Here is a 19942-nt window from a genome sequence, read left to right as displayed (position 1 = left end):
AAAAAAAAACACCCTGACCAATGGTTTAGGGTGTAGGAATTGCCGCTTAGTCCATAACAAAATCATCGAACTAAGTTTACACCCTTTTAAACCTCTCTGGATTTACTTAAAGAGTTGAAACTTGAGTTATGCAGTTTTCCGCTTTTCAGAGGTTACATTCTCCTCAAGCATATTGTCATTAGCTGTTTCTCTCCCCGGCAGGATGAGGTTTAGCAACACTCCGCAAATTGCTGCTAGGGCCATCCCTTGGATTTGCAATGATTCCGATACCTTTATCACCGCTCCACCAATTCCAATTACGAGAATGACCGAAGAAATCACCAGGTTACGTTTGTTTCCAAAATCAATTTTGCTATCAACCAGCATTCGTAAACCAGAGGAAGCAATGATTCCAAACAGCAAGATCGAAACTCCGCCCATAACCGGCGTTGGGATAGTCCCAATTAAGGCAGTTATTTTGCCGATAAATCCAAAGATGATGGCGAAAATCGCTGCTCCTGCAATTACATAGACACTATATATACGAGTGATTGCTAGGACGCCAATATTTTCACCATAAGTTGTTTTAGGTGGTCCGCCAATTAAAGCCGAAATGATTGTTGCTGTCCCATCCCCGAGGATAGAACGGAATAAGCCTGGTTCTTTTATATAATCACGACCGACTACTTTACTAAGTACCAATTGATGTCCGATGTGCTCCGATAAAGTTACAATGGCAACTGGTACCATTAATAAGGCAAGATCCCAAGTGAATTTTACTTTATAGCTTACAAAGGGAATGATAAATTCAGGCATTTCTAACACTTTTGCATCTAAAACTGGTTTGAAATCGACGACTCCGACTAGTAGTGCATAGATGTATCCAACAATAATCCCTGCTAAGATAGGAATCATGCTTAGCATTTTTTTAGCATATATCGAAAAAATGATCGTTGCTGCTAAAGTTACCAAGGCGACAGAGAAATGAAGCATACTATATTTACCAGTTGCTGGATTATTCATCGCCATGTTTACGGCTGTTCCTGAGAGTGCTAATCCGATGACAATGATTACTGGACCGACCACAATTGCTGGCAAAAGATTCATAATCCAACGATGACCTGCTTTGCTTATGACTAGTGCAACAAGTCCGTAAACCAACCCTGCTAGAAAAGTACCGACCATCGCACCTCCCGGGCCTCCCGCTCCTTTCGCCGCAATCACAGGAGCGATAAAGGCAAAGGATGAACCTAGATAGGCTGGAACTTGGAATTTTGTTATGATTAAGAATGCCAATGTTCCAAGACCACTCGAGATAAGTGCAATCGCTGGGCTTAGTCCGACGAGATATGGAACAAGAATGGTAGCTCCAAACATGGCGAATAAGTGCTGTAAGCTTAATGTTATCCATTGGAAAGGTTTTGGAATCTCTTTTACATCTAAGACTGGTTTATTATTCATGATGATTTCCCCCAATTATTATTTCTGCTCTTCTTTTTTTCATAAAAAAACCTCTTTGCCCATGACGGTACAAAGAGGTATGGAAATGCCTAAATGAAGATTCACTTTAGTCATTTTCCCCTTTGTCAGCCTCACAGGACTACTTTTAAAAGGGTGCTATTTATTTTTCAAAAATACTTACTTGATCAATTTGATCCACTTCTGTTAACTCGACAACTATTTTTTCGTCACTTGAGGTAGGAATATTTTTTCCGACATAATCTGCTCGGATTGGAAGCTCGCGGTGCCCTCTATCGACTAAGACCGCCAGCTGTATGACTGCAGGACGTCCTAAATCCATAAGGGCATCTAGTCCAGCTCTAACCGTTCTTCCCGTATATAACACATCATCAACGAGGATCACTTTTTTATTATTTATACCAACCGGAATATCGGAACCTTTCACCAATGGTTCTTGATTTTCTGTCTTTTTTGTTAAGTCGTCTCGATATAGGGTAATATCTATTTCACCAACAGCAATCGATTTTCCCTCAATCGCTTCAATTTTTTCTGCTAGTCGATTGGCTAGATATATGCCTCTCGTCCGAATTCCAACCAGTATGCAGTCTTCAATTCCTTTGTTTTTTTCAATAATTTGGTGAGCAATTCGGGTTAAGGCTCTGCCGATTGCTTGTTCGTCAAGGACAACAGCTTTTTGATTCATATTACACCTTCTTCTTTTGTAAAATAAAAAACCTCTCACCCAAATTATGGCGAGAGGTTAGTCAATTTATAGATATGGGTATAGATTACCCATTATCATAACCGTTTCCTTCTCAGCCTCACTGGACTGTTTTAAAGGCTTATTAAGCTAAAATTATCTTACTTTAATTATTCAGCTGTGTCAACGATTATTTCGAAGCTGGGTAAGCAGCGTTTGAAAATCGTCTGGAAGCGGGGCTTCAAATTCTAAGTATTCATTCGTTCGTGGGTGGTTAAATCCAAGTACACCAGCATGTAATGCTTGTCCGCCAATATCCAACGTTTTTTTCGGACCATATTTTGGATCTCCTGCAAGCGGATAGCTAATATATTTCATATGAACACGAATTTGGTGTGTTCTCCCTGTTTCTAATTGACATTCAACAAATGTAAAATCCTTAAAGCGTTCAAGTACATGGAAATGGGTGACAGCGTGTTTGCCATGGTCAACCACTGTCATACTTTGGCGGTCCTTTGTATCCCGACCAAGCGGTGCATCAACGGTTCCAAAATCATGGGGAATGACTCCATGGACAATCGCTTTATATTTACGAGTGACAGTTTTAGCGACTAATTGATTGACAAGGCTTTCGTGAGCCAGATCATTTTTTGCCACCATCAATAATCCAGAGGTATCCTTATCTATTCGATGGACAATTCCTGGTCTTAAGACACCGTTAATTCCTGATAAATCCTTACAGTGGAACATCAATCCATTTACCAATGTCCCTGACATATGTCCAGGAGCAGGATGAACGACCATCCCCCTTGGTTTATTTACCACCAAAACATCGCTATCCTCGTAGTATATTTCAAGATTAAGATCCTCTGGGACTACATCCAATTCTTCAGGATCGGGAATCGTGATTTCGATTTGGTCGTTCAAGCTGCATTTATAATTGGTTTTAATCTGTTGCCCGTTCACTGTAATATTGCCTTCTTTAATCCATTGCTGAACTTGTGTTCTTGACCATTCTTCATCAAGACTTGAGATCACCTTATCAATTCGATCCCCTTTTTGCTCCTCAAGAATGGTGTGTTCCATTTTCTCCATAAGATTTCTCCTTTGTATCTCTCTCTTCTAACAACATTTGAATCATTAACAGGATGACACCAATTACTAAAGCTGAATCTGCGATATTAAAGACTGGAAAATTATAACCGAAAACATACGTATGAATGAAATCCACTACTTCCTTGCGAATAACACGGTCAATAAAATTTCCAATCGCGCCGCCCAGCATTAAGGCTAAGGACACCCCCAGCATCCATTTACCTTTCACCGCTTTATATAGATAATACATAATTGCGACGATGACAATAATGGTAATTACATAAAAGAGCCACATTTGACCTTGTAATATTCCCCATGCCGCCCCACGATTGCGATGTGAGGTAATATAGAAAATATTATCAATGATTGGAATGCTTTCTCCTAAATACATATTGCTTACAATTAACCATTTCGTAAATTGATCTAATAAAATAACAAAAATTGCGATTAAGTAATAAAACACTAAGAAATACCTCCACATCAACCCCGACTCTAAGTCTGGACGCTTTCGCTTTTCTACTTCTTAAGCATTTTAGCATACTTTATCACTAAACGAAAATGGAACATGTTATAAACGTTTAATATATCGATTTTTTATAGTAATTTACTAAATGTTCTGAATCTCTTTTCGACTTCAAAGTTGGTATCATGCTTAATAATTCGGCGGGCAAAAATTCTCCTGAAATTTCACACTGGCCAAATTTGCCGCTCTCGAGCTTACGAATCGCTGTATTAATATCTGACAGTTCATCTTCTAAAACGGCCGTTAACCAATCTTGCTTTGGTTTATTGCTTAAAGAATTTTCAATCTCTTGTTTCGTATGACGGAGTTCCAAAAACAGCTTTTCCTGCATGGCATTCATAGTTGTTACCTCCGTGTATCATTTGTTTTATTATTTCCGCAGTCACTAACCACACACGGATAAACATTTGACAACAGCAACAACAATTAACGGATAAGGAAAATATTAAAAGCCCTGGGCAATTACTCAGGGCTTCCATAATTAATTATGGGTATAATTTTCTTTTACTACTTCCGCACATCGTGGGCAAAGTGTTGGGTGCTCGTGATCTTGGCCAACCTCTGGGGTAACAATCCAGCAACGTTCACAGGTCTCACCCTCGGCTTTCGTAACAACGATAGCTGCAGTTTCTAATTTGACTGCATTTTCAGGTGCTTCCTCATATGTTCCTGCCACTTCAAAACCTGAGATAATAAAGAGTTGTTTCATATTTTCTTCAATCGAATCTAATAATGCTCTTGATTTTTCATTTACATAAAGTGTTACTTTAGCTGTTAATGACTTTCCAATCACCTTTTGATTACGTGCTTCCTCAAGCGCCTTTAACACATCGTCACGAAGATGTAGGAATTCAGTCCATTTTTCCTCTAAAGCCTGGGCATTTTTTAATTCTTGATATTCAGGAAGATCTGTTAACTGAACACTTTCTTCTGTTACTTCTGGGATGAATTTCCATACTTCATCAGCAGTGTGTGAAAGTATCGGCGATACCAACTTCGTTAAAGCAAGCAGTGATTCATACAACACTGTCTGAATAGCACGGCGCTCAAGATTATTTGTAGCCTCAATATAAAGTACATCTTTTGCAAAATCTAAGTAAAAAGAACTTAAATCAAGGGTGCAGAAATTATTGATTGCATGATAAATGCCAGCAAATTCATAATTCTCATAAGCAGTACGAACATTTTTAATCAATTTATTTAATTTAACAAGCATAAATTGATCCACTTCACGAAGATCTTCATAAGCTACTTTATCTGCAGGCGTAAAATCAGCTAAATTACCCAGCAAGAAACGGAAGGTGTTACGAATTTTCCGATAGACCTCAGCAACTTGTTTCAAAATCGCATCGGATACACGAACATCCGCTTGATAATCTACAGAGGCAACCCAAAGGCGTAAAATATCGGCACCTAATTGATTCATTACCTTTGCAGGAACAACAACGTTTCCAATCGATTTACTCATCTTTCTGCCTTCACCATCAAGTGCGAATCCGTGGCTTAAAACGCCTTTATACGGTGCTTTACCCGTTACAGCTACGGCAGTAGATAATGATGAGTTAAACCAGCCGCGATATTGGTCAGAGCCCTCTAGATAAAGATCAGCAGGTCGAACTAGATCGTCTCTCTCCAGTAATACAGCTTGATGGGAAGAACCTGAATCAAACCAAACATCCATAATATCTGTTTCTTTTGTAAAAATACCGTTCGGGCTTCCTGGATGTGTAAAGCCTTCTGGAAGTAATTCTTTTGCTTCACGTTCAAACCAAACATTCGAACCAAATTCACGGAATAGGTCTGATACATGATTAATGGTTTCATCTGTAATAACCTCTTCACCATTTTCAGCGTAAAAAACAGGAATAGGTACTCCCCAGACACGTTGACGAGAGATACACCAATCCCCACGGTCACGGACCATATTAAATAACCGTGTTTCTCCCCAAGCTGGAACCCATTTTGTTTCTTTCACTGCATCAAGTAATTCTTCACGGAAATCTTTAATAGACGCAAACCACTGTGCAGTCGCTCTGAAGATTACCGGTTTTTTGGTTCTCCAATCATGTGGATAAGAATGGGTAATAAACGAAAGTTTTAGCAATGCACCTGCTTCTTCTAATGCTTGTGTGATTGGTTTATTGGCTGTGTCGTAAAATAACCCTTCAAAACCAGGTGCTTCACTTGTCATGACCCCTTTATCATCAACAGGACATAAAACATCTAAACCATATTTTTGACCGACATAGAAGTCATCTTCCCCATGACCAGGTGCTGTATGAACGCAGCCTGTACCGGCATCAGTCGTTACATGTTCTCCTAACATCACCAATGAATCACGGCCATATAAAGGATGGGCAGCTAAAATATTCTCTAATTCATTTCCTTTTACCTTTTGAACGACCGTTACATCTTCCCATCCGATTTCCTTCGAAACAGATTCGAGAAGTGCTTCAGCCACTAGATATTTATTTTCATTTGCAGAAACAACGACATAAGTTAAATCAGGATGAACAGAAATTCCCAAATTCGCTGGGATGGTCCATGGAGTTGTCGTCCAGATAATAATTTGCGTATCCGTATCTAGAACATTTTTTCCATCTTTTACTTTAAAGCCAACATAGATTGATGCAGACTTTTTATCTTGGTATTCAATTTCAGCTTCAGCAAGTGCTGATTCACTTGATGGGGACCAGTAAACAGGCTTCTTACCTTTATAGATATAGCCTTTCTTAGCCATTTCACCGAAGACTTTAATTTGTTGCGCTTCATAAGACGGTTTGAGCGTAATATAAGGATTTTCCCAGTCACCGCGGACACCAAGACGTTTAAATTGTTCACGTTGATTATCAATTTGCTCAAGCGCATACTTTGTACAAAGTTGACGGAATTCTGCTATCGTCATTTCTTTACGCTTTACTCCTTTGTTCGTTAACGCTTGCTCAATTGGAAGACCGTGTGTATCCCAGCCTGGTACGTACGGAGCATGGAAGCCGCTCATTGATTTATAGCGGACAATCATATCTTTTAAAATCTTATTAAGGGCATGCCCCATATGGATATCACCATTGGCATATGGAGGTCCATCATGTAATACAAACATCGGACGTCCTTTAGTCCGTTCTTGAACTTTTTTGTAAATATTCATTTCTTCCCATTTCGCCTGAATCTCAGGCTCTCTTTGTGGAAGATTACCACGCATCGGAAATTCAGTTTGTGGCATTAATAACGTATTTTTATACTCCATTTTTTCTTCCTCCTGTAATCCTCTTCATATACAGAATAGCCATTCGGACAAATAAAAAAACCCTCTCATCCCAAAATAGGGACGAGAAGGTTTTATTCCCGCGGTACCACCCTGATAGATAGTTCGAAATAATCGTCTATCCTCTTAAGCATTCGTAACGTGAATAACACGCCTTAGCCTACTACCCTTGATAAAAGGGTTCAGCTGCGGAACTCAAGGGCGATTTTCCAATCTTTCAACTTTACCGAGCTTCCACCGCCCTCGGTTCGCTAAAAAAGTCCTAAAAAAATTGTACTGTCCCTGTCATCGTCATTGACCATTCTATATAACTGTTAAGAAATTATATGCTAAAAAAATGCTTTTCGTCAAGCTAATGAATCTTCTTCTTGATGAATTTTTAGTTCTGTTGCATCAACTTCATATTCTAATAAATGATCCCAATCATCCGTATTTAACATATCAAGCTGCGCTTCAATCAACATTTTAAAACGGGTACGGAATACTTTTGATTGCTTTTTTAAATCTTCAATTTCAAGAGCTACTTTTCTCGCTTTTGAAAGGGACTCATTGACAATCCGATCGGCATTTTTTTCTGCTTCCTTAATTATCAATTTAGCTTCTTTTTGAGCATTACGTTTAACATCTTCACCCGCTTCTTGAGCAATAATGATTGATTTGTTTAGTGTTTCTTCAATCGTTACAAAGTGACCAAGACGCTCATTCATTTCGTTCACACGTTCTTCTAATTCTTTTTTTTCTCTAAGAACTAATTCATAATCCTTGATGACTTGATCAAGAAACTCATTCACTTCATCTTCATCATATCCTCTAAAACCTTTATTAAACTCTTTATTGTGAATATCCAACGGTGTTAACGGCATTAATGCCACCTCCATACAATCTCTAATTCTATATGTATAAGCAATTATTCGACATCATTCTGCGAAATTCCTTTTTTATTTATGTGGTTATTTTAGTTTTCCTACATTAATTCGCCATTTTTCTTTTTTCGTTTTCCCTTCAATGGTTAGAATTTTCGCCCGGCCACTTCCTCTTACTGAAATCATATCACCAACACCGCATTCAAATGAAGGGTTTTCAGTTAATGACCAATTTACTTTCACAAGTCCTTGTTGTATAAAAAGTTGTGATTTCTGCCGTGAAACATGATATATACCAGAAATTACAGTATCAAGTCGAAGCGAAGATACAGTTAAATCAGTTTCCACCAATAATTCATTGGTGGAAATCATATTCTCTAAACTTATTTCAGTGACTTTTACTCCTGCCCTGCCAATTGATTCAACATTGCTGATAATATAGTCTCGAATTTCTTTAGCGGCAAAAAACTGTGCTTTACCATCCATATTGAGGATATCACCGAACTTCCCACGTTTAAGACCCAATGACATAAGTGTTCCCAATACCTGCCTATGTTCGATTGAGACAAATTTACTTGGATAATGGATGTCAAAAAGACTGACTTGAAACTCGTCTTCTGACACTGTTAGATAATCAGGAAAAATCAGCGCTCTTTTTCGTTCAGAATCCGGGCTGCCTCCAAAAAACTTATGGATTACTTCACCTTGCTCGCCAATTAGCATTTTTAAGATATGCTGTTCCCTTGGATCAAGAAAGTCGGTTAACTTAGGTGAATATTGTGTCTCGACATAATTCTTCCAATTTAACACTTGATCAATATATTCTCGTTCTTCTGGACGAAAGTGCTGATAAATATTCATTATTCCATACACACCTAGTTTCAATATACTTAAGCAGCAAGAAAGCGATAGACACTTAATAAGCCACTGCTGGCGAAGTTTAAGACAAGAAAGGCAACAATAGGAGAAATGTCCATCATACCAATCGGTGGAATGATTTTTCTAAATGGCTCTAAATAGGGTTCACAAATTTTTGCTAGAAATTGACCAATGGTAGTCCCTCTAGCATTAGGAAACCAAGACATTAAAATATAAATAATTAATGCCCAAGAATAAATTTCAATTAACTTTTGCAATAAGCTAAAAACTAGTGCCATTCACATTACCACCTTGTATTTTGATTATCAAAATCAGGAATAAGGTCCGATATATTTCCTGACACCTCTACATTATCAGGGGTACATAAGAAAATGCTTGAACCAATCTTTTGAATGTCTCCACCAATCGCATAAACTGCTCCACTAAGAAAATCGACAATTTGTCTGCCCTGATCACTATCAATTCTCTGAAGGTTCACTACAACGGCACGGCGATTCTTTAAATGGTCAGCAATATCAGTTGACTCAGAAGCTGTATGGGGTTCAACTAAAATTACCTTAGACGACTTTGTAGAACTTGCCGTCTTTTGCACACTCTGAAGGCTCACAACATTTTGGGTTTTTACCACTGGTTGTCTTTGCTTGACAGGGGTAGCTTCAGTTACTTGTCTATCATCTTTATTGTCGTCATATTCATCGTCCAAAAAGAAAAATGTTTTTAACTTCGATTTAATCGTCATTATGGTCTCTCCTAATCATCTTCACCAACAAGTGCTGTGCCTATTCTTACCATTGTAGCCCCTTCTTCAATAGCAATTACATAATCATTTGACATGCCCATCGAAAGCTCAGTACAAGGGGCATGCTCCAAATTTAAGGCTTGGACTTGTTCGCGAAGTTCTCTTAATTTGCGAAAACATTCCCGTATTTGGGATTCATTATCTGTGAGTGGGGCCATTGTCATTAAACCTTCTACGCTGATATGCTCAAATTTACGAAGTTCGTGAATAAATGTTAGTGCATCATTAACACTTAAACCATGCTTTGATTCTTCCCCAGAGATATTGACTTGAACCAAGCATTTTACTTTATGAACCGCACGTTTATTAATTTCTTCGGCAAGAGAAATCCTGTCCAAAGAATGAATATATTCAACGATATTAATAATATTTTTTACTTTCCTCGTTTGAAGAGAACCTATATAATGCCAAACAGGCTTGTCCTTAAGTACTTCCCACTTTCCGAGAAGCCCATCATCACGATTCTCACCCAAATCTATTATCCCTGCTTCAAGTGCTTCATTGGCTCTTTGGGTACTAACATATTTCGTCACGCCAATTACCCTCACTTCTTCAGGTTTTCGGTTTACTCTAAGGCAAGCCTCATTAATTAGCTGTTTTATTTGTTTATACTTTGCTGCAACACTCATAAACGTTCTGTAGTCTCCTTCCAGCCCATATAAGTTAACATTCTTCCTGTTTTACCATGATCACGACGATGGGAAAAAAACGCATCATCACAACTGGAACAATATCTGGTTATAAGAATATTAGAATTTGGAACACCGGACTTCATCAGTATTTGTCGATTAACTTCACGTAAATCTAATGAATATTGGTCTTGGCTAATTAAATTATATGGTAAAATATCGACATCTACTAGTGTATTTTCAACCAAGTTTATAACATGCTTGTCAACAATATAACATTTTTCACAAATGGAAGGACCGATAGTGACGAAAATCTGATCTGGGGTAATACCTTCTCTTTCCCATGCAGTTACCATTTCCCTAGCAATTTGACCAACGGTTCCTTTCCAGCCAGCATGGGCAACACCAATCATTCTTGATTCAGGAGCAATAAAAAAAAGGGGAACACAGTCGGCATAGCAGAGAGTTAACAAGATGCCCGCTTCATTTGTATAAAATCCATCTGTATCTTTAATAGAATTGTCATAGGAAGTTGAGCCTTTGCCGCAATCTAATTTGGAAACTTTTTTAAGATGTATGCCATGTGTTTGTTCCGCACCTACCCATAAATTTAGCGGAAATGAGAGTAAATCAGATATTTTTTCTCGGTTGGAACAAACATCTTTAAGATGATCACCAACATGAAAACCAAGGTTAAGGGAGTGGAACTCGCCTTTGCTCGCTCCACCATCTTTAGTTGTCATTCCCACAACTAAACCTGGAAATTGATCTACCCAGGTTTCAATAGTTAAAAGTGACTGATTTTGTAAAACAAAGGGTTCCATGATTATACCTCGTATGTTTTTTCTATAGTTTACCATGAAAAGAAAAAATGGTCACCGCAAAACAAATGGTTAACCATCTACTTCTCCTGAAAACTCATTTCCTTTATACCTAACCAAGATAACATCCTGACCAATTTTAATAATATTTTTCCATGGGATTACCACGTCATCATCTTTCCCAAAAAAGCCAAGTACCCGGCCGCTTCCACTAATTACTACAGCGTCAATTTTACCTGTTGTTAAATTAATCTCGATGTCCCCTATATTCCCTAACCTTTTTCCATCTGCTACATTGACCACATCTTTGATTTGGAATTCAGAAATTTTTACCATCTCACTCACTCCCGATTTTATTACTATAGAAAATATATGTTTGTGCTTTTCGTTTTAGTAAAGGGAATAAAAATAAAGCTGCCCAAAGGACAGCTTAACTTTGAATATTTTTATTCATTTGCCGGATGGCCGCTTTCTCTAACCTAGATACCTGTGCTTGAGAAATCCCGATTTCGTCGGCAACCTCCATTTGCGTTTTTCCCTGAAAGAAACGTTTCCGTAAAATTAACTTTTCGCGATCGTTTAACCTTCTCATGCCTTCTTTTAATGCAATTTCTTCAATCCAGTGGATATCTTTATTTTTTTCATCACTTAATTGGTCCATTACGTAGATTGGATCGCCGCCATCATTATAAATTGGCTCGAATAGGGACACTGGGTCCTGTATAGCATCAAGGGCGAAAACAATTTCTTCATGTGGAACTTCTAATACTTTAGCTATTTCTTCAGCGGTTGGTTCTCTTGAGGTCTCGCTCATCAATCGCTCCCTTACCTGCAGGGCCTTATATGCAATATCTCTTAGAGACCTTGACACACGAATTGGATTATTATCTCGAAGATACCTTCGAATTTCACCAATAATCATTGGAACCGCATAGGTAGAAAACTTCACGTTTTGGCCCAAATCAAAGTTATCTATTGATTTCATTAGCCCAATACAGCCAACCTGAAACAAGTCGTCAACAAATTCGCCTCTATTGTTAAATCGTTGAATGACACTTAATACGAGTCGTAAATTACCGTTGACTAGCTTTTCTCTGGCATAAGTATCGCCCTCTTGCATTTGCTTGAAGAGTATTCTCATTTCTTCGTTCTTTAAGACAGGAAGTTTTGCTGTGTCCACACCGCAAATTTCAACTTTATTTCGAGTCAATCCTTTTCCCTCCTCACAGGAGTTGCTGTACAAAAAACAGTATCTCCTTGAGAAGGAAAAATATGCACTTATCCACGGTGATGGACAAGTGCATATTTGTCGAAAAATGCAATTAAGTCATGAAAATCTTAGGTTTTTTTAATAAAAAAATTTTTTCTTTACTATACCATTTTATTAAATTCTTTACGCAGTCTTTTAATGATTCTTTTTTCTAAACGTGAAATATAGGATTGGGATATTCCCAGCATATCAGCTACATCTTTTTGAGTTTTTTCTTCACCATTTGTTAAGCCAAACCGCAATTCCATGATTTGTTTTTCTCGGTCGGTAAGCTGATGGAGTGCTTTGGTTAACAACTTCCGATCAACGTTAGCCTCCAAATCCTTTGTGATAATATCGTCATCCGTTCCAAGAACATCAGATAATAACAGTTCATTCCCATCCCAATCAATGTTTAATGGTTCATCAAAGGAGACTTCTGACCTAATTTTATTGTTGCGTCTTAAGTACATGAGAATCTCATTCTCGATACATCGGGAGGCATATGTAGCTAGTTTTATCTTTTTCTCAGGATTAAACGTATTTACGGCTTTTATTAATCCAATGGTTCCAATACTAATTAAGTCCTCAATATTTATACCGGTATTCTCAAATTTTCTTGCAATGTAAACAACAAGACGAAGATTTCGTTCAATTAAAATGGACCGTGCGGCTTTATCACCGCCAGGTAATTTTTTTAACAACAGCTCTTCTTCATCTTTGCTTAAAGGAGGCGGTAATGCCTCGCTACCACCAATATAATAAACTTCATCTGTTTTTAAGCCTAATTTCATTAATAGTTTATACCAGTAGTAGGATAGGCGGAGCCTCCATTTTTTCATGCGTGTTCCTCCTTCTAAATTATGTTTTGTAAGAGTATAGTATTACTAACTCACCATAACGGTTTCAATTGGCTGTTTTGGCCCTGTGAGCATCTTTGGATGGACAATACATTGAAAGGCATCTTCGCTTGAAAGCTGCTTGATGGTGAAAGATACCAGACCCTTGTCACATAGGTACTGAGTCTCTTTATGTTCAATCAAAATGCTTTCAGGTTTTACAGCAATAATCAATTGATGCTCTTGTCCAATCACACGAGTTGGTATAATTCTAAGCCTATTTTGCCATTCCTCAGGAAGATCCTCCTTGCCTGTTATTAGTTCTTCTGGGTCATTTGCGAGCTTCTTTATTGATTCAGGGATTGTATCCATTTGGTTCTTAATTGAAACAAACATAACAGGCTGCTTTGATAACGGATCATATAATTGATTTCCACTATCCACTAATCCTTTAAAAGTAAGAGTTTCATTTTCAATTTTTACGCTTACCTTAACGATTTGATCAAATTGAATTTTTGTCATCTCCATGCTTTCTACATTTTTTCTAGAGAAGTGCCAAGCCACTGGAAAACCAATAAGAACGAATATCCAGCTAATTGGATCACCAAATCCTTTTGCACTAGACATAATGAGCTTCATTGATAAATTAGAGTCATATTGGATAAAATAATGCGCTCCTATTAATGCCCCGCCTATTAAAAAAGTTGAAACATAAAGGGTCATTAAGGCTTTAATAAAAAAAGTAAACCGCTTATATCCAAAGGTAATCAATACCATTAGGATTGAAAATATAAATTTTGAAATTGGATGGCTTGTATACACATTTAATGGTGTAAAAGATAATAAAATAATCAATGAACCAATAAATCCACCAGCAATCAGTTTTCCGATTCTTATTTCTCTTTTAAGAAAAATAGCTGTTAAATATAGAAGCAGGCTGTCAAATAACAAATTTAGAGCCCAAATTACATCTAAATAAATAGTTACCAGCTTCCTCTCTTTAAATTGTCAGCTTTTCCTTTCTGTTTACGAAAAAGTATAACGTACTTGCATGGCTGAAGTGTGTCACTTTCTGTAATCAAAAAAACAGAAATTTCCACTATTCAGAACGTATTTTGTCAGATGGATTTTATTGCTTAATATAACTCTGACTTGGCTGTTGATTTCCGCTCCAGGCGCTTCGCTTTCCGCGGGCGTTGCGGGGAGCCTCCTCGTCGCTGCGCTTCTGCGGGGTCTCCCCTGCCCCGTACTCCCGCAGGAGTCTCGCGCCTTCCACTACAATCAACAGGTGCCAAGATTAACAAAAAGGTTCAACATTTTCTTAAAAATAAAAGAGACATGACCTATTAGTAGGACATGTCTCTTGAATATAGTTATTTAATTATCTTCTACGGTTTCGGTTTCTTAAAAAGGTTGGAATATCCAGTGTTTCTTCTTGGTTAACTTGGGTATGGCGAACTGGTTCTTGTTGAACCTCTTCCCGCTTTGGCTGCTCTCTCTTTACATGACCAATTTGCTGCTTTGGCTGTCCAAAAGTAGGACGAGCTGCTTTTGGCTGAACACTTTCTTCTTTAAATCCTGTAGCAATGACAGTAACTATAATTTCCTCTTTAAGTGACTCATTGATAACAGAACCAAAAATCATATTTACTTCCTGGTCAGATGCAGACGCCACAATATCGGCTGCTTCCTGAACTTCATAAAGACTTAGGTTTGTACCGCCTGTAATGTTCATTAGGACCCCTTGTGCTCCATCAATTGATGTTTCCAATAATGGAGAGCTGATTGCTTTCTTCGCTGCTTCTGCTGCACGGTTTTCACCAGCTGAGACACCAATCCCCATTAGAGCAGAACCTTTATTCGACATGATTGTTTTAACATCAGCAAAGTCCAAGTTAATAAGACCTGGGACAGCAATTAAATCAGAAATACCCTGAACACCCTGACGAAGTACATTGTCGGCTTCACGGAATGCTTCCAACATTGGAGTACTTTTATCAACGATTTCTAGTAGTCGATCATTAGGAATCACAATAAGGGTATCGACCGCATCTTTCATTGCACCAATACCGCCTGATGCTTGACCTGATCGTTTCTTACCTTCAAATGTGAATGGTCGAGTAACTACACCAACAGTTAATGCACCTAAATCACGAGCAATTTGGGCAATAACAGGTGCCGCACCTGTACCAGTACCTCCACCCATTCCCGCAGTAACAAATACCATATCAGCACCGCTTAATGCTGCTTCAAGCTGCTCTTTACTTTCCTCAGCAGCTTTCTTTCCTACATCTGGATTAGCACCTGCTCCTAGTCCTCGGGTTAGTTTTGCACCAATCTGCATTTTTACTTCTGCTTTAGAAAGGTTAAGGGCTTGAGCGTCTGTATTAACTGCGATAAATTCTACTCCTTGAACGCCATGTTCAATCATTCTGTTTACCGCGTTATTACCACCGCCGCCAACACCGATTACTTTTATAGTCGCAAGAGAATCTAAATTTGTATCAAATTCTAACATGACAATCCTCCTAATTCGTCGCCTCTTTTTCGATTACCTATTCGAAAAAGTAACCAAGGAATTTTTTTACTTTTGATGACATCTTTTCTTCCGGATGTTTTTCTACTTTTGGTTGTTTAGGTTGTTGTTGTTTAGGTACCCTTTTTTCGACAGGCTCAGCAATAGTTGAAGAACCAACGTGTCCACCTGGTAATCTAGCATTCTTATAAGCGTACTTTATTAAACCAACCGCTGTGGTATATTGAGGTTCTCTAACACCAATATAGTCAGGCACGGCAATGCGGACTCGGTTTTGAAGGATTACTTGGGCAAGCTCTAATACACCTTGCATATTAGCAATTCCACCGGTTAATACATAACCGCCAGGAAGGTCATTCAATCCTAAGCGTTTCATTTCATGTAATACCAGCTCAAAAATTTCTTCCATTCTTGCTTCTATAATATCAGAAATTTCCAGTTGGTTAAATTGTTGATGCTGATCACTGCCAATGATAGGTACACTGAACACTTCATCTTCTGAAGCTTCGTCATAGAATGCATGTCCATGCTTTATCTTTATTTTTTCCGCATCTTCTGTTGAGGTCCGTAACCCTACAGATAGATCTTTTGTAATATAGTCTCCACCAACAGGGATTACACTAGTTTGTGTAATAAATCCATCTTCGAAGACTGCAATCGTCGTTGAACCGCCGCCAAGATCAATCAGAGCCACACCAAGGTTTTTCTCATCCTTTGATAAGGCATAATCTCCAGCTGCCAACGGCTGTAGAATAATGTCTACTATCTCAAGACCCGCCCGCTCAACACATCGAAGGGTATTAATAAGAATCGATTTTGAACCAGTAATCAGTGTACCATCCATTTCCAAACGAACACCAATCATACCACGAGGATCATTAATTTCATCTTTCCCATCAAGGATAAATTGTTTACGAATAACACCAATGTTTTCTCGTTCAGGTGGAATCGAGCCAGCATGTGCTGCTTCAATAACACGAATGACGTCTTCGTTCGTAATTTCTCTATTTTGGCTGGAAACCGCTACAATACCATGACAGTGTTGCAGCATGACATTGTTGCCAGAAATTCCTACGACCACATCGTGGATTTCCATACCAATCATTCTTTCTGCTTGCTCAATTGCCCTTCTAATCGAATGAACGGTGTCGTCCATGTCAACAATTGAACCTTTGCGTAACCCTTCAGATTTTACATTTCCAACACCTATTATATTTAACGAGTCTTTACCCGAGTCATTGACCATTTCACCAATGATTACTTTTACACTGGATGTACCGATGTCAAGACTAACATATATTTCATTGCTGTTCATTCTTTGGCACCTCCTTTAAATTTCCTTAAGTTGAACAACAACTATATTCTTTTGTCCAATAAAAGTTCACTATTAATATACTATAAAATTATTCGTCACAACTAAATGATTCCCTTTAAAAAATTTCAATTTTTTTCTACTTTTTCTTTGTTTGTTGACCATTTCGTCAATAATATTCGCCTTATTACGGCAATATTCTGAAACAATCTGACACCAAACGCAAAAACTGCCGCTAAATACAAGTCTACACCAAGATTCACACCGAGAAAAGCTAAACTTGCAGCAAGTAAAATATTAAAAAAGAAACCTGATACAAACACTTTTTCATCATATATATTTTGCAGGTATGCCCTGATCCCACCGAAAAGTGTGTCGAATGCCGCTAGGACAGCAATCGACAAATAATTGGAGTATTCTTCAGGTATTCGAATTTCCGTGAGCATACCTAGAACAATCCCGATTATTAAGCCAATAAAGGGAAGCCACATTAAGAATCGCCTCCTTCTTTTGTCGGTTCCATGTAGCGAATACGGATGGAATCATCATAGGCAGGTACCGTTACGTTCGGATTTGGTTTTGAAATGGAAAGCCTAAGATTTTCGATAAAAAATTCTTCCGTAGATTTAGATACTTTCATCCGATTATATAACTTTTCAGCTGTCGTATTATCATCTACACCAACGATAACTTCAATCGGCAAACTTTTTATGGCATGCCCATCAATTTTTGTTACCTGATTGATATCACGAATTACTGTCGTATTAATAATTCTTTTTCCATCAATTGCGATGTATTTTGCTTCGTACATATTCAATTCGTTTAGTAATCTTTTAAGAAGTTCTGGTGATACCACCCGATTTACAGGAGCTCCCGGTTTAATTTCTTCCATTACAGGTTCAATCTTTAATTTAATACCTGGAACGTTTACTTCTGTCACTCCCGCTTCAATCCTTAATTCCTCTAGGGTATCCTTTAAAGTTTTTTCTTTACTTTGTTTTCGCTTAGATTCATAGGCTGCCAGCTTTTCTTCATTCGAACGAATTTCACTTAATAAGCTGGATTGCAGTTCCTTTTCTTTTAGTAACGCTTCACGAAGCTGCCAAATATCGCGGGTGTCACGTTCAGCAGGTTTTTTTACAGTTTGGAATTGGATTGCAATCATGAAGCCAACTAAGACAGCTATCAATGTAAAACTAGCATTTATTTTTTGGTTGTCCACTTTTTTTCACCTAACCTTTTAATTATCATTTCGTGGACACATATTCACAAATGACTAACTCCCGAGGATTGGATTAAGAACAATTTCTTCTTCTTTTTCTATAGAAAAAACAATGTTATCATTTACTAATTGATCCTTCACTCCCCCAATTAAATTTAATGATGATGAAAGGACGTCAGGATCTCCGATTGCTGAAATAACAAACGGTGCTGGGTGCGGCGTGCCATCAACGGTAATAACTGGTCCATTACAAATAATATATGAATGGCTTGTCAGCCTTTGCCCATTAATGGCAACAGCTGCGGCCCCAGAAATATATAGCTCATTTACTACCTTAAAAACATGGTGTTCATGGACAAGATAATTATTGATATTATCTTCTTTTGGATCATAAGCTCCGTCAGTTAGCGTAATTTTAACTCCTTTACCTTGAACCTTCACTTTTCCCAGGAACATTCGATATTTTTCAGCATCCTCAGCAAGACTCGAATAAGCCTGTGTTTCCTTTGATAGTTCTTTTTCATTTTTAAGAACCATTTCCTGTTTTTGATTTAATTCTCTTTGTAACTCTCGATTGCTCTTTTCTTCAGTAATTAATTGGTTTCTAAGTGCAAGGGTCTTTTCCCATTGTTTACCTGCCAGTTTAGGTCTGTTTTCGCTATTTTTCATTTGTGTTAAGTGATACGAGAAGGCAATCATAAATCCTAAAACAAGACAGACCAGGGACAAAATGAAATGCTTACCCTTCACCCTAATCTTACTCACCTTTTTTTTCCTCCGCTTCTGTTTTAAAGGCCTTAAAATAGGTTCCTACTTCTAAGTCAATAATCCCCTTTTTGTTTGGATCTAATTGGGTGATTATTGAGGGATAATGCCCCATTTTTTCCGAGAAACTTCTTAATGTGGCGCTCACTTCAAAACCATCATTCATAAATAAGGAAATATGAAATTGATCAGTTTTTTTCGGAGTATAATGGATTTCAGAGATCGAGTTGGTTATTTCAACAGGTAGTTTTTCTAACTCTTTAACCATTTGATTGAGGGCTGCGCCTTCTTTGAATTCAAATAAAATCGGAGAGTTTACAGGAATTTTCTTTGCTTCTTTATTTTTCAATATTTGTCCATTTTCCATAATTGGAAAAAAGTTATTTGCTTGTTTAAGATACGCGATTCGCTTGTGTTCTTTTACTTGTATAATCACAGTATTTGGCCAATGAACCTTAATATCCACTTTTTTTATTTCGGATAATCGCTTTAACTTTGAAGCAATTTCATCCTCTTTTATTTTCCAAATATTCGTATTTTTCGTAAGACCACTTTTACTGACCAATTCCTCTGCGGAATATACACCATTCCCTTTTACTGTTATCGTCCTTACATGACTTAATGGTGATTGAGTATAGGCGATAACTACGATCATTGTAAAAAACAGAATTAAGAGGAGCACAAGCCTTCTGTTTGCTTTGCGTCGTCTTTGCTCCTTTAGTTTAGGAATACGGTCCTCGAGAGCTACGATTTTACCTTTTTCCATTTACTATTCCTCCACATAAAAAGCAACTGTCCCAAAATAAGTAGACTAGGCCTGTCCAACATTCGATAGTGAAACCTCGAGAAAGAGAACAACGGCACGAAAAAACCATGCCGTCTGTAACTTTTCCGAGGTTTCACCTATAATATTATCAGTAATTATAACACAATATTTGTCATTCGTACGAGATTTCTTACAAGAAAAGTAAGGATTAATTCATGGAAATTGAAAACTACTTTTTA

Annotated in this window: 22 protein-coding genes and 1 other annotated feature; all 22 genes read right to left on the bottom strand. The window is 37.8% G+C overall.

What is annotated here, in order from left to right; all coding sequences use genetic code 11:
* Positions 1-126: 126 nt before the first annotated feature.
* The 22 genes from V7121_RS04855 to V7121_RS04750 all read right to left on the bottom strand — a co-directional run bounded on the left by V7121_RS04855 (position 127) and on the right by V7121_RS04750 (position 19703).
* Positions 127-1440, bottom strand: coding sequence for a solute carrier family 23 protein (locus V7121_RS04855; protein WP_335545891.1), 1314 nt, complete (start codon positions 1438-1440; stop codon positions 127-129).
* Positions 1441-1600: 160 nt separating this feature from the next.
* Positions 1601-2143: a bifunctional pyr operon transcriptional regulator/uracil phosphoribosyltransferase PyrR gene (gene pyrR / locus V7121_RS04850; RefSeq protein ID WP_335499472.1), complete on the bottom strand. Its 543-nt coding sequence runs from the start codon at positions 2141-2143 to the stop codon at positions 1601-1603.
* A 180-nt stretch (positions 2144-2323) separates the two neighbouring features.
* Entirely contained in the window at positions 2324-3235 is a 912-nt protein-coding gene (locus V7121_RS04845) for an RluA family pseudouridine synthase (RefSeq protein WP_335499474.1), read from the bottom strand.
* Positions 3207-3716 carry a signal peptidase II gene (lspA, locus tag V7121_RS04840; RefSeq protein ID WP_335499476.1) on the bottom strand — a complete coding sequence of 170 codons (510 nt, stop codon included), beginning with the start codon at positions 3714-3716 and terminating at the stop codon, positions 3207-3209. Before lspA ends, V7121_RS04845 begins: the two co-directional genes overlap by 29 nt.
* Before the next feature lie 97 nt (positions 3717-3813).
* Positions 3814-4098, bottom strand: coding sequence for a hypothetical protein (locus V7121_RS04835; protein WP_335499478.1), 285 nt, complete (start codon positions 4096-4098; stop codon positions 3814-3816).
* A 141-nt stretch (positions 4099-4239) separates the two neighbouring features.
* On the bottom strand, positions 4240-7005 hold the full coding sequence (ileS, locus tag V7121_RS04830; RefSeq protein WP_335545890.1) for an isoleucine--tRNA ligase: 2766 nt from the start codon (positions 7003-7005) through the stop codon (positions 4240-4242).
* 74 nt (positions 7006-7079) lie between these two features.
* Positions 7080-7321, bottom strand: a binding site (T-box leader).
* A 49-nt stretch (positions 7322-7370) separates the two neighbouring features.
* Positions 7371-7886, bottom strand: a complete 516-nt coding sequence (locus tag V7121_RS04825; RefSeq protein WP_335499482.1) for a DivIVA domain-containing protein — start codon at positions 7884-7886, stop codon at positions 7371-7373.
* 87 nt (positions 7887-7973) lie between these two features.
* The gene (locus V7121_RS04820; protein ID WP_335499484.1) at positions 7974-8747 is read right to left on the bottom strand and encodes an RNA-binding protein; all 774 of its coding nucleotides are present in this window, start codon (positions 8745-8747) and stop codon (positions 7974-7976) included.
* A gap of 29 nt (positions 8748-8776) precedes the next feature.
* Positions 8777-9043 (bottom strand): YggT family protein, encoded by a 267-nt coding sequence (locus tag V7121_RS04815; RefSeq protein ID WP_335499486.1) that lies wholly within the window; start codon positions 9041-9043, stop codon positions 8777-8779.
* 5 nt (positions 9044-9048) lie between these two features.
* Positions 9049-9504: a cell division protein SepF gene (locus V7121_RS04810; RefSeq protein WP_335499488.1), complete on the bottom strand. Its 456-nt coding sequence runs from the start codon at positions 9502-9504 to the stop codon at positions 9049-9051.
* An 11-nt stretch (positions 9505-9515) separates the two neighbouring features.
* The gene (locus tag V7121_RS04805) at positions 9516-10193 is read right to left on the bottom strand and encodes a YggS family pyridoxal phosphate-dependent enzyme (RefSeq protein ID WP_335499490.1); all 678 of its coding nucleotides are present in this window, start codon (positions 10191-10193) and stop codon (positions 9516-9518) included.
* Positions 10190-11017, bottom strand: coding sequence for a peptidoglycan editing factor PgeF (gene pgeF, locus V7121_RS04800; protein WP_335499492.1), 828 nt, complete (start codon positions 11015-11017; stop codon positions 10190-10192). Before pgeF ends, V7121_RS04805 begins: the two co-directional genes overlap by 4 nt.
* Positions 11018-11086: 69 nt before the next feature.
* On the bottom strand, positions 11087-11350 hold the full coding sequence (locus V7121_RS04795) for a YlmC/YmxH family sporulation protein (RefSeq protein WP_335499494.1): 264 nt from the start codon (positions 11348-11350) through the stop codon (positions 11087-11089).
* 94 nt (positions 11351-11444) lie between these two features.
* Positions 11445-12224 (bottom strand): RNA polymerase sporulation sigma factor SigG, encoded by a 780-nt coding sequence (gene sigG, locus V7121_RS04790; RefSeq protein WP_335499496.1) that lies wholly within the window; start codon positions 12222-12224, stop codon positions 11445-11447.
* Positions 12225-12385: 161 nt separating this feature from the next.
* Positions 12386-13105, bottom strand: a complete 720-nt coding sequence (gene sigE / locus V7121_RS04785; protein WP_088086313.1) for an RNA polymerase sporulation sigma factor SigE — start codon at positions 13103-13105, stop codon at positions 12386-12388.
* Positions 13106-13150: 45 nt separating this feature from the next.
* Positions 13151-14083, bottom strand: coding sequence for a sigma-E processing peptidase SpoIIGA (gene spoIIGA / locus V7121_RS04780; protein ID WP_335546152.1), 933 nt, complete (start codon positions 14081-14083; stop codon positions 13151-13153).
* Positions 14084-14483: 400 nt separating this feature from the next.
* Entirely contained in the window at positions 14484-15620 is a 1137-nt protein-coding gene (ftsZ, locus tag V7121_RS04775; RefSeq protein ID WP_335499498.1) for a cell division protein FtsZ, read from the bottom strand.
* Positions 15621-15657: 37 nt separating this feature from the next.
* Entirely contained in the window at positions 15658-16953 is a 1296-nt protein-coding gene (gene ftsA / locus V7121_RS04770; RefSeq protein WP_335499500.1) for a cell division protein FtsA, read from the bottom strand.
* Between the two features lie 125 nt (positions 16954-17078).
* Positions 17079-17441, bottom strand: coding sequence for a small basic family protein (locus tag V7121_RS04765; RefSeq protein ID WP_335499503.1), 363 nt, complete (start codon positions 17439-17441; stop codon positions 17079-17081).
* Entirely contained in the window at positions 17441-18172 is a 732-nt protein-coding gene (locus V7121_RS04760) for a DUF881 domain-containing protein (protein ID WP_335545888.1), read from the bottom strand. Before V7121_RS04760 ends, V7121_RS04765 begins: the two co-directional genes overlap by 1 nt.
* Positions 18173-18226: 54 nt before the next feature.
* Entirely contained in the window at positions 18227-18937 is a 711-nt protein-coding gene (locus tag V7121_RS04755) for a DUF881 domain-containing protein (RefSeq protein WP_335499509.1), read from the bottom strand.
* Positions 18930-19703 (bottom strand): cell division protein FtsQ/DivIB, encoded by a 774-nt coding sequence (locus V7121_RS04750; protein WP_335499512.1) that lies wholly within the window; start codon positions 19701-19703, stop codon positions 18930-18932. Before V7121_RS04750 ends, V7121_RS04755 begins: the two co-directional genes overlap by 8 nt.
* Positions 19704-19942: the final 239 nt, after the last annotated feature.

The sequence above is a fragment of the Neobacillus drentensis genome (assembly GCF_036962125.1).
GTDB classification, from domain to species: domain Bacteria; phylum Bacillota; class Bacilli; order Bacillales; family Cytobacillaceae; genus Neobacillus; species Neobacillus drentensis_B.
This window is presented reverse-complemented; position numbering and strand designations above follow the sequence as displayed.

Bases quoted from the DNA above. Each gene is read 5' to 3' on its own strand.
- V7121_RS04855 (WP_335545891.1), bottom strand. From the start codon at position 1,440: ATGAATAATAAACCAGTCTTAGATGTAAAAGAGATTCCAAAACCTTTC.
- pyrR (WP_335499472.1), bottom strand. From the start codon at position 2,143: ATGAATCAAAAAGCTGTTGTCCTTGACGAACAAGCAATCGGCAGAGCC.
- V7121_RS04845 (WP_335499474.1), bottom strand. From the start codon at position 3,235: ATGGAGAAAATGGAACACACCATTCTTGAGGAGCAAAAAGGGGATCGA.
- lspA (WP_335499476.1), bottom strand. From the start codon at position 3,716: ATGTGGAGGTATTTCTTAGTGTTTTATTACTTAATCGCAATTTTTGTT.
- V7121_RS04835 (WP_335499478.1), bottom strand. From the start codon at position 4,098: ATGAATGCCATGCAGGAAAAGCTGTTTTTGGAACTCCGTCATACGAAA.
- ileS (WP_335545890.1), bottom strand. From the start codon at position 7,005: ATGGAGTATAAAAATACGTTATTAATGCCACAAACTGAATTTCCGATG.
- V7121_RS04825 (WP_335499482.1), bottom strand. From the start codon at position 7,886: ATGCCGTTAACACCGTTGGATATTCACAATAAAGAGTTTAATAAAGGT.
- V7121_RS04820 (WP_335499484.1), bottom strand. From the start codon at position 8,747: ATGAATATTTATCAGCACTTTCGTCCAGAAGAACGAGAATATATTGAT.
- V7121_RS04815 (WP_335499486.1), bottom strand. From the start codon at position 9,043: ATGGCACTAGTTTTTAGCTTATTGCAAAAGTTAATTGAAATTTATTCT.
- V7121_RS04810 (WP_335499488.1), bottom strand. From the start codon at position 9,504: ATGACGATTAAATCGAAGTTAAAAACATTTTTCTTTTTGGACGATGAA.
- V7121_RS04805 (WP_335499490.1), bottom strand. From the start codon at position 10,193: ATGAGTGTTGCAGCAAAGTATAAACAAATAAAACAGCTAATTAATGAG.
- pgeF (WP_335499492.1), bottom strand. From the start codon at position 11,017: ATGGAACCCTTTGTTTTACAAAATCAGTCACTTTTAACTATTGAAACC.
- V7121_RS04795 (WP_335499494.1), bottom strand. From the start codon at position 11,350: ATGGTAAAAATTTCTGAATTCCAAATCAAAGATGTGGTCAATGTAGCA.
- sigE (WP_088086313.1), bottom strand. From the start codon at position 13,105: ATGAAAAAATGGAGGCTCCGCCTATCCTACTACTGGTATAAACTATTA.
- ftsZ (WP_335499498.1), bottom strand. From the start codon at position 15,620: ATGTTAGAATTTGATACAAATTTAGATTCTCTTGCGACTATAAAAGTA.
- ftsA (WP_335499500.1), bottom strand. From the start codon at position 16,953: ATGAACAGCAATGAAATATATGTTAGTCTTGACATCGGTACATCCAGT.
- V7121_RS04765 (WP_335499503.1), bottom strand. From the start codon at position 17,441: ATGTGGCTTCCCTTTATTGGCTTAATAATCGGGATTGTTCTAGGTATG.
- V7121_RS04750 (WP_335499512.1), bottom strand. From the start codon at position 19,703: ATGGAAAAAGGTAAAATCGTAGCTCTCGAGGACCGTATTCCTAAACTA.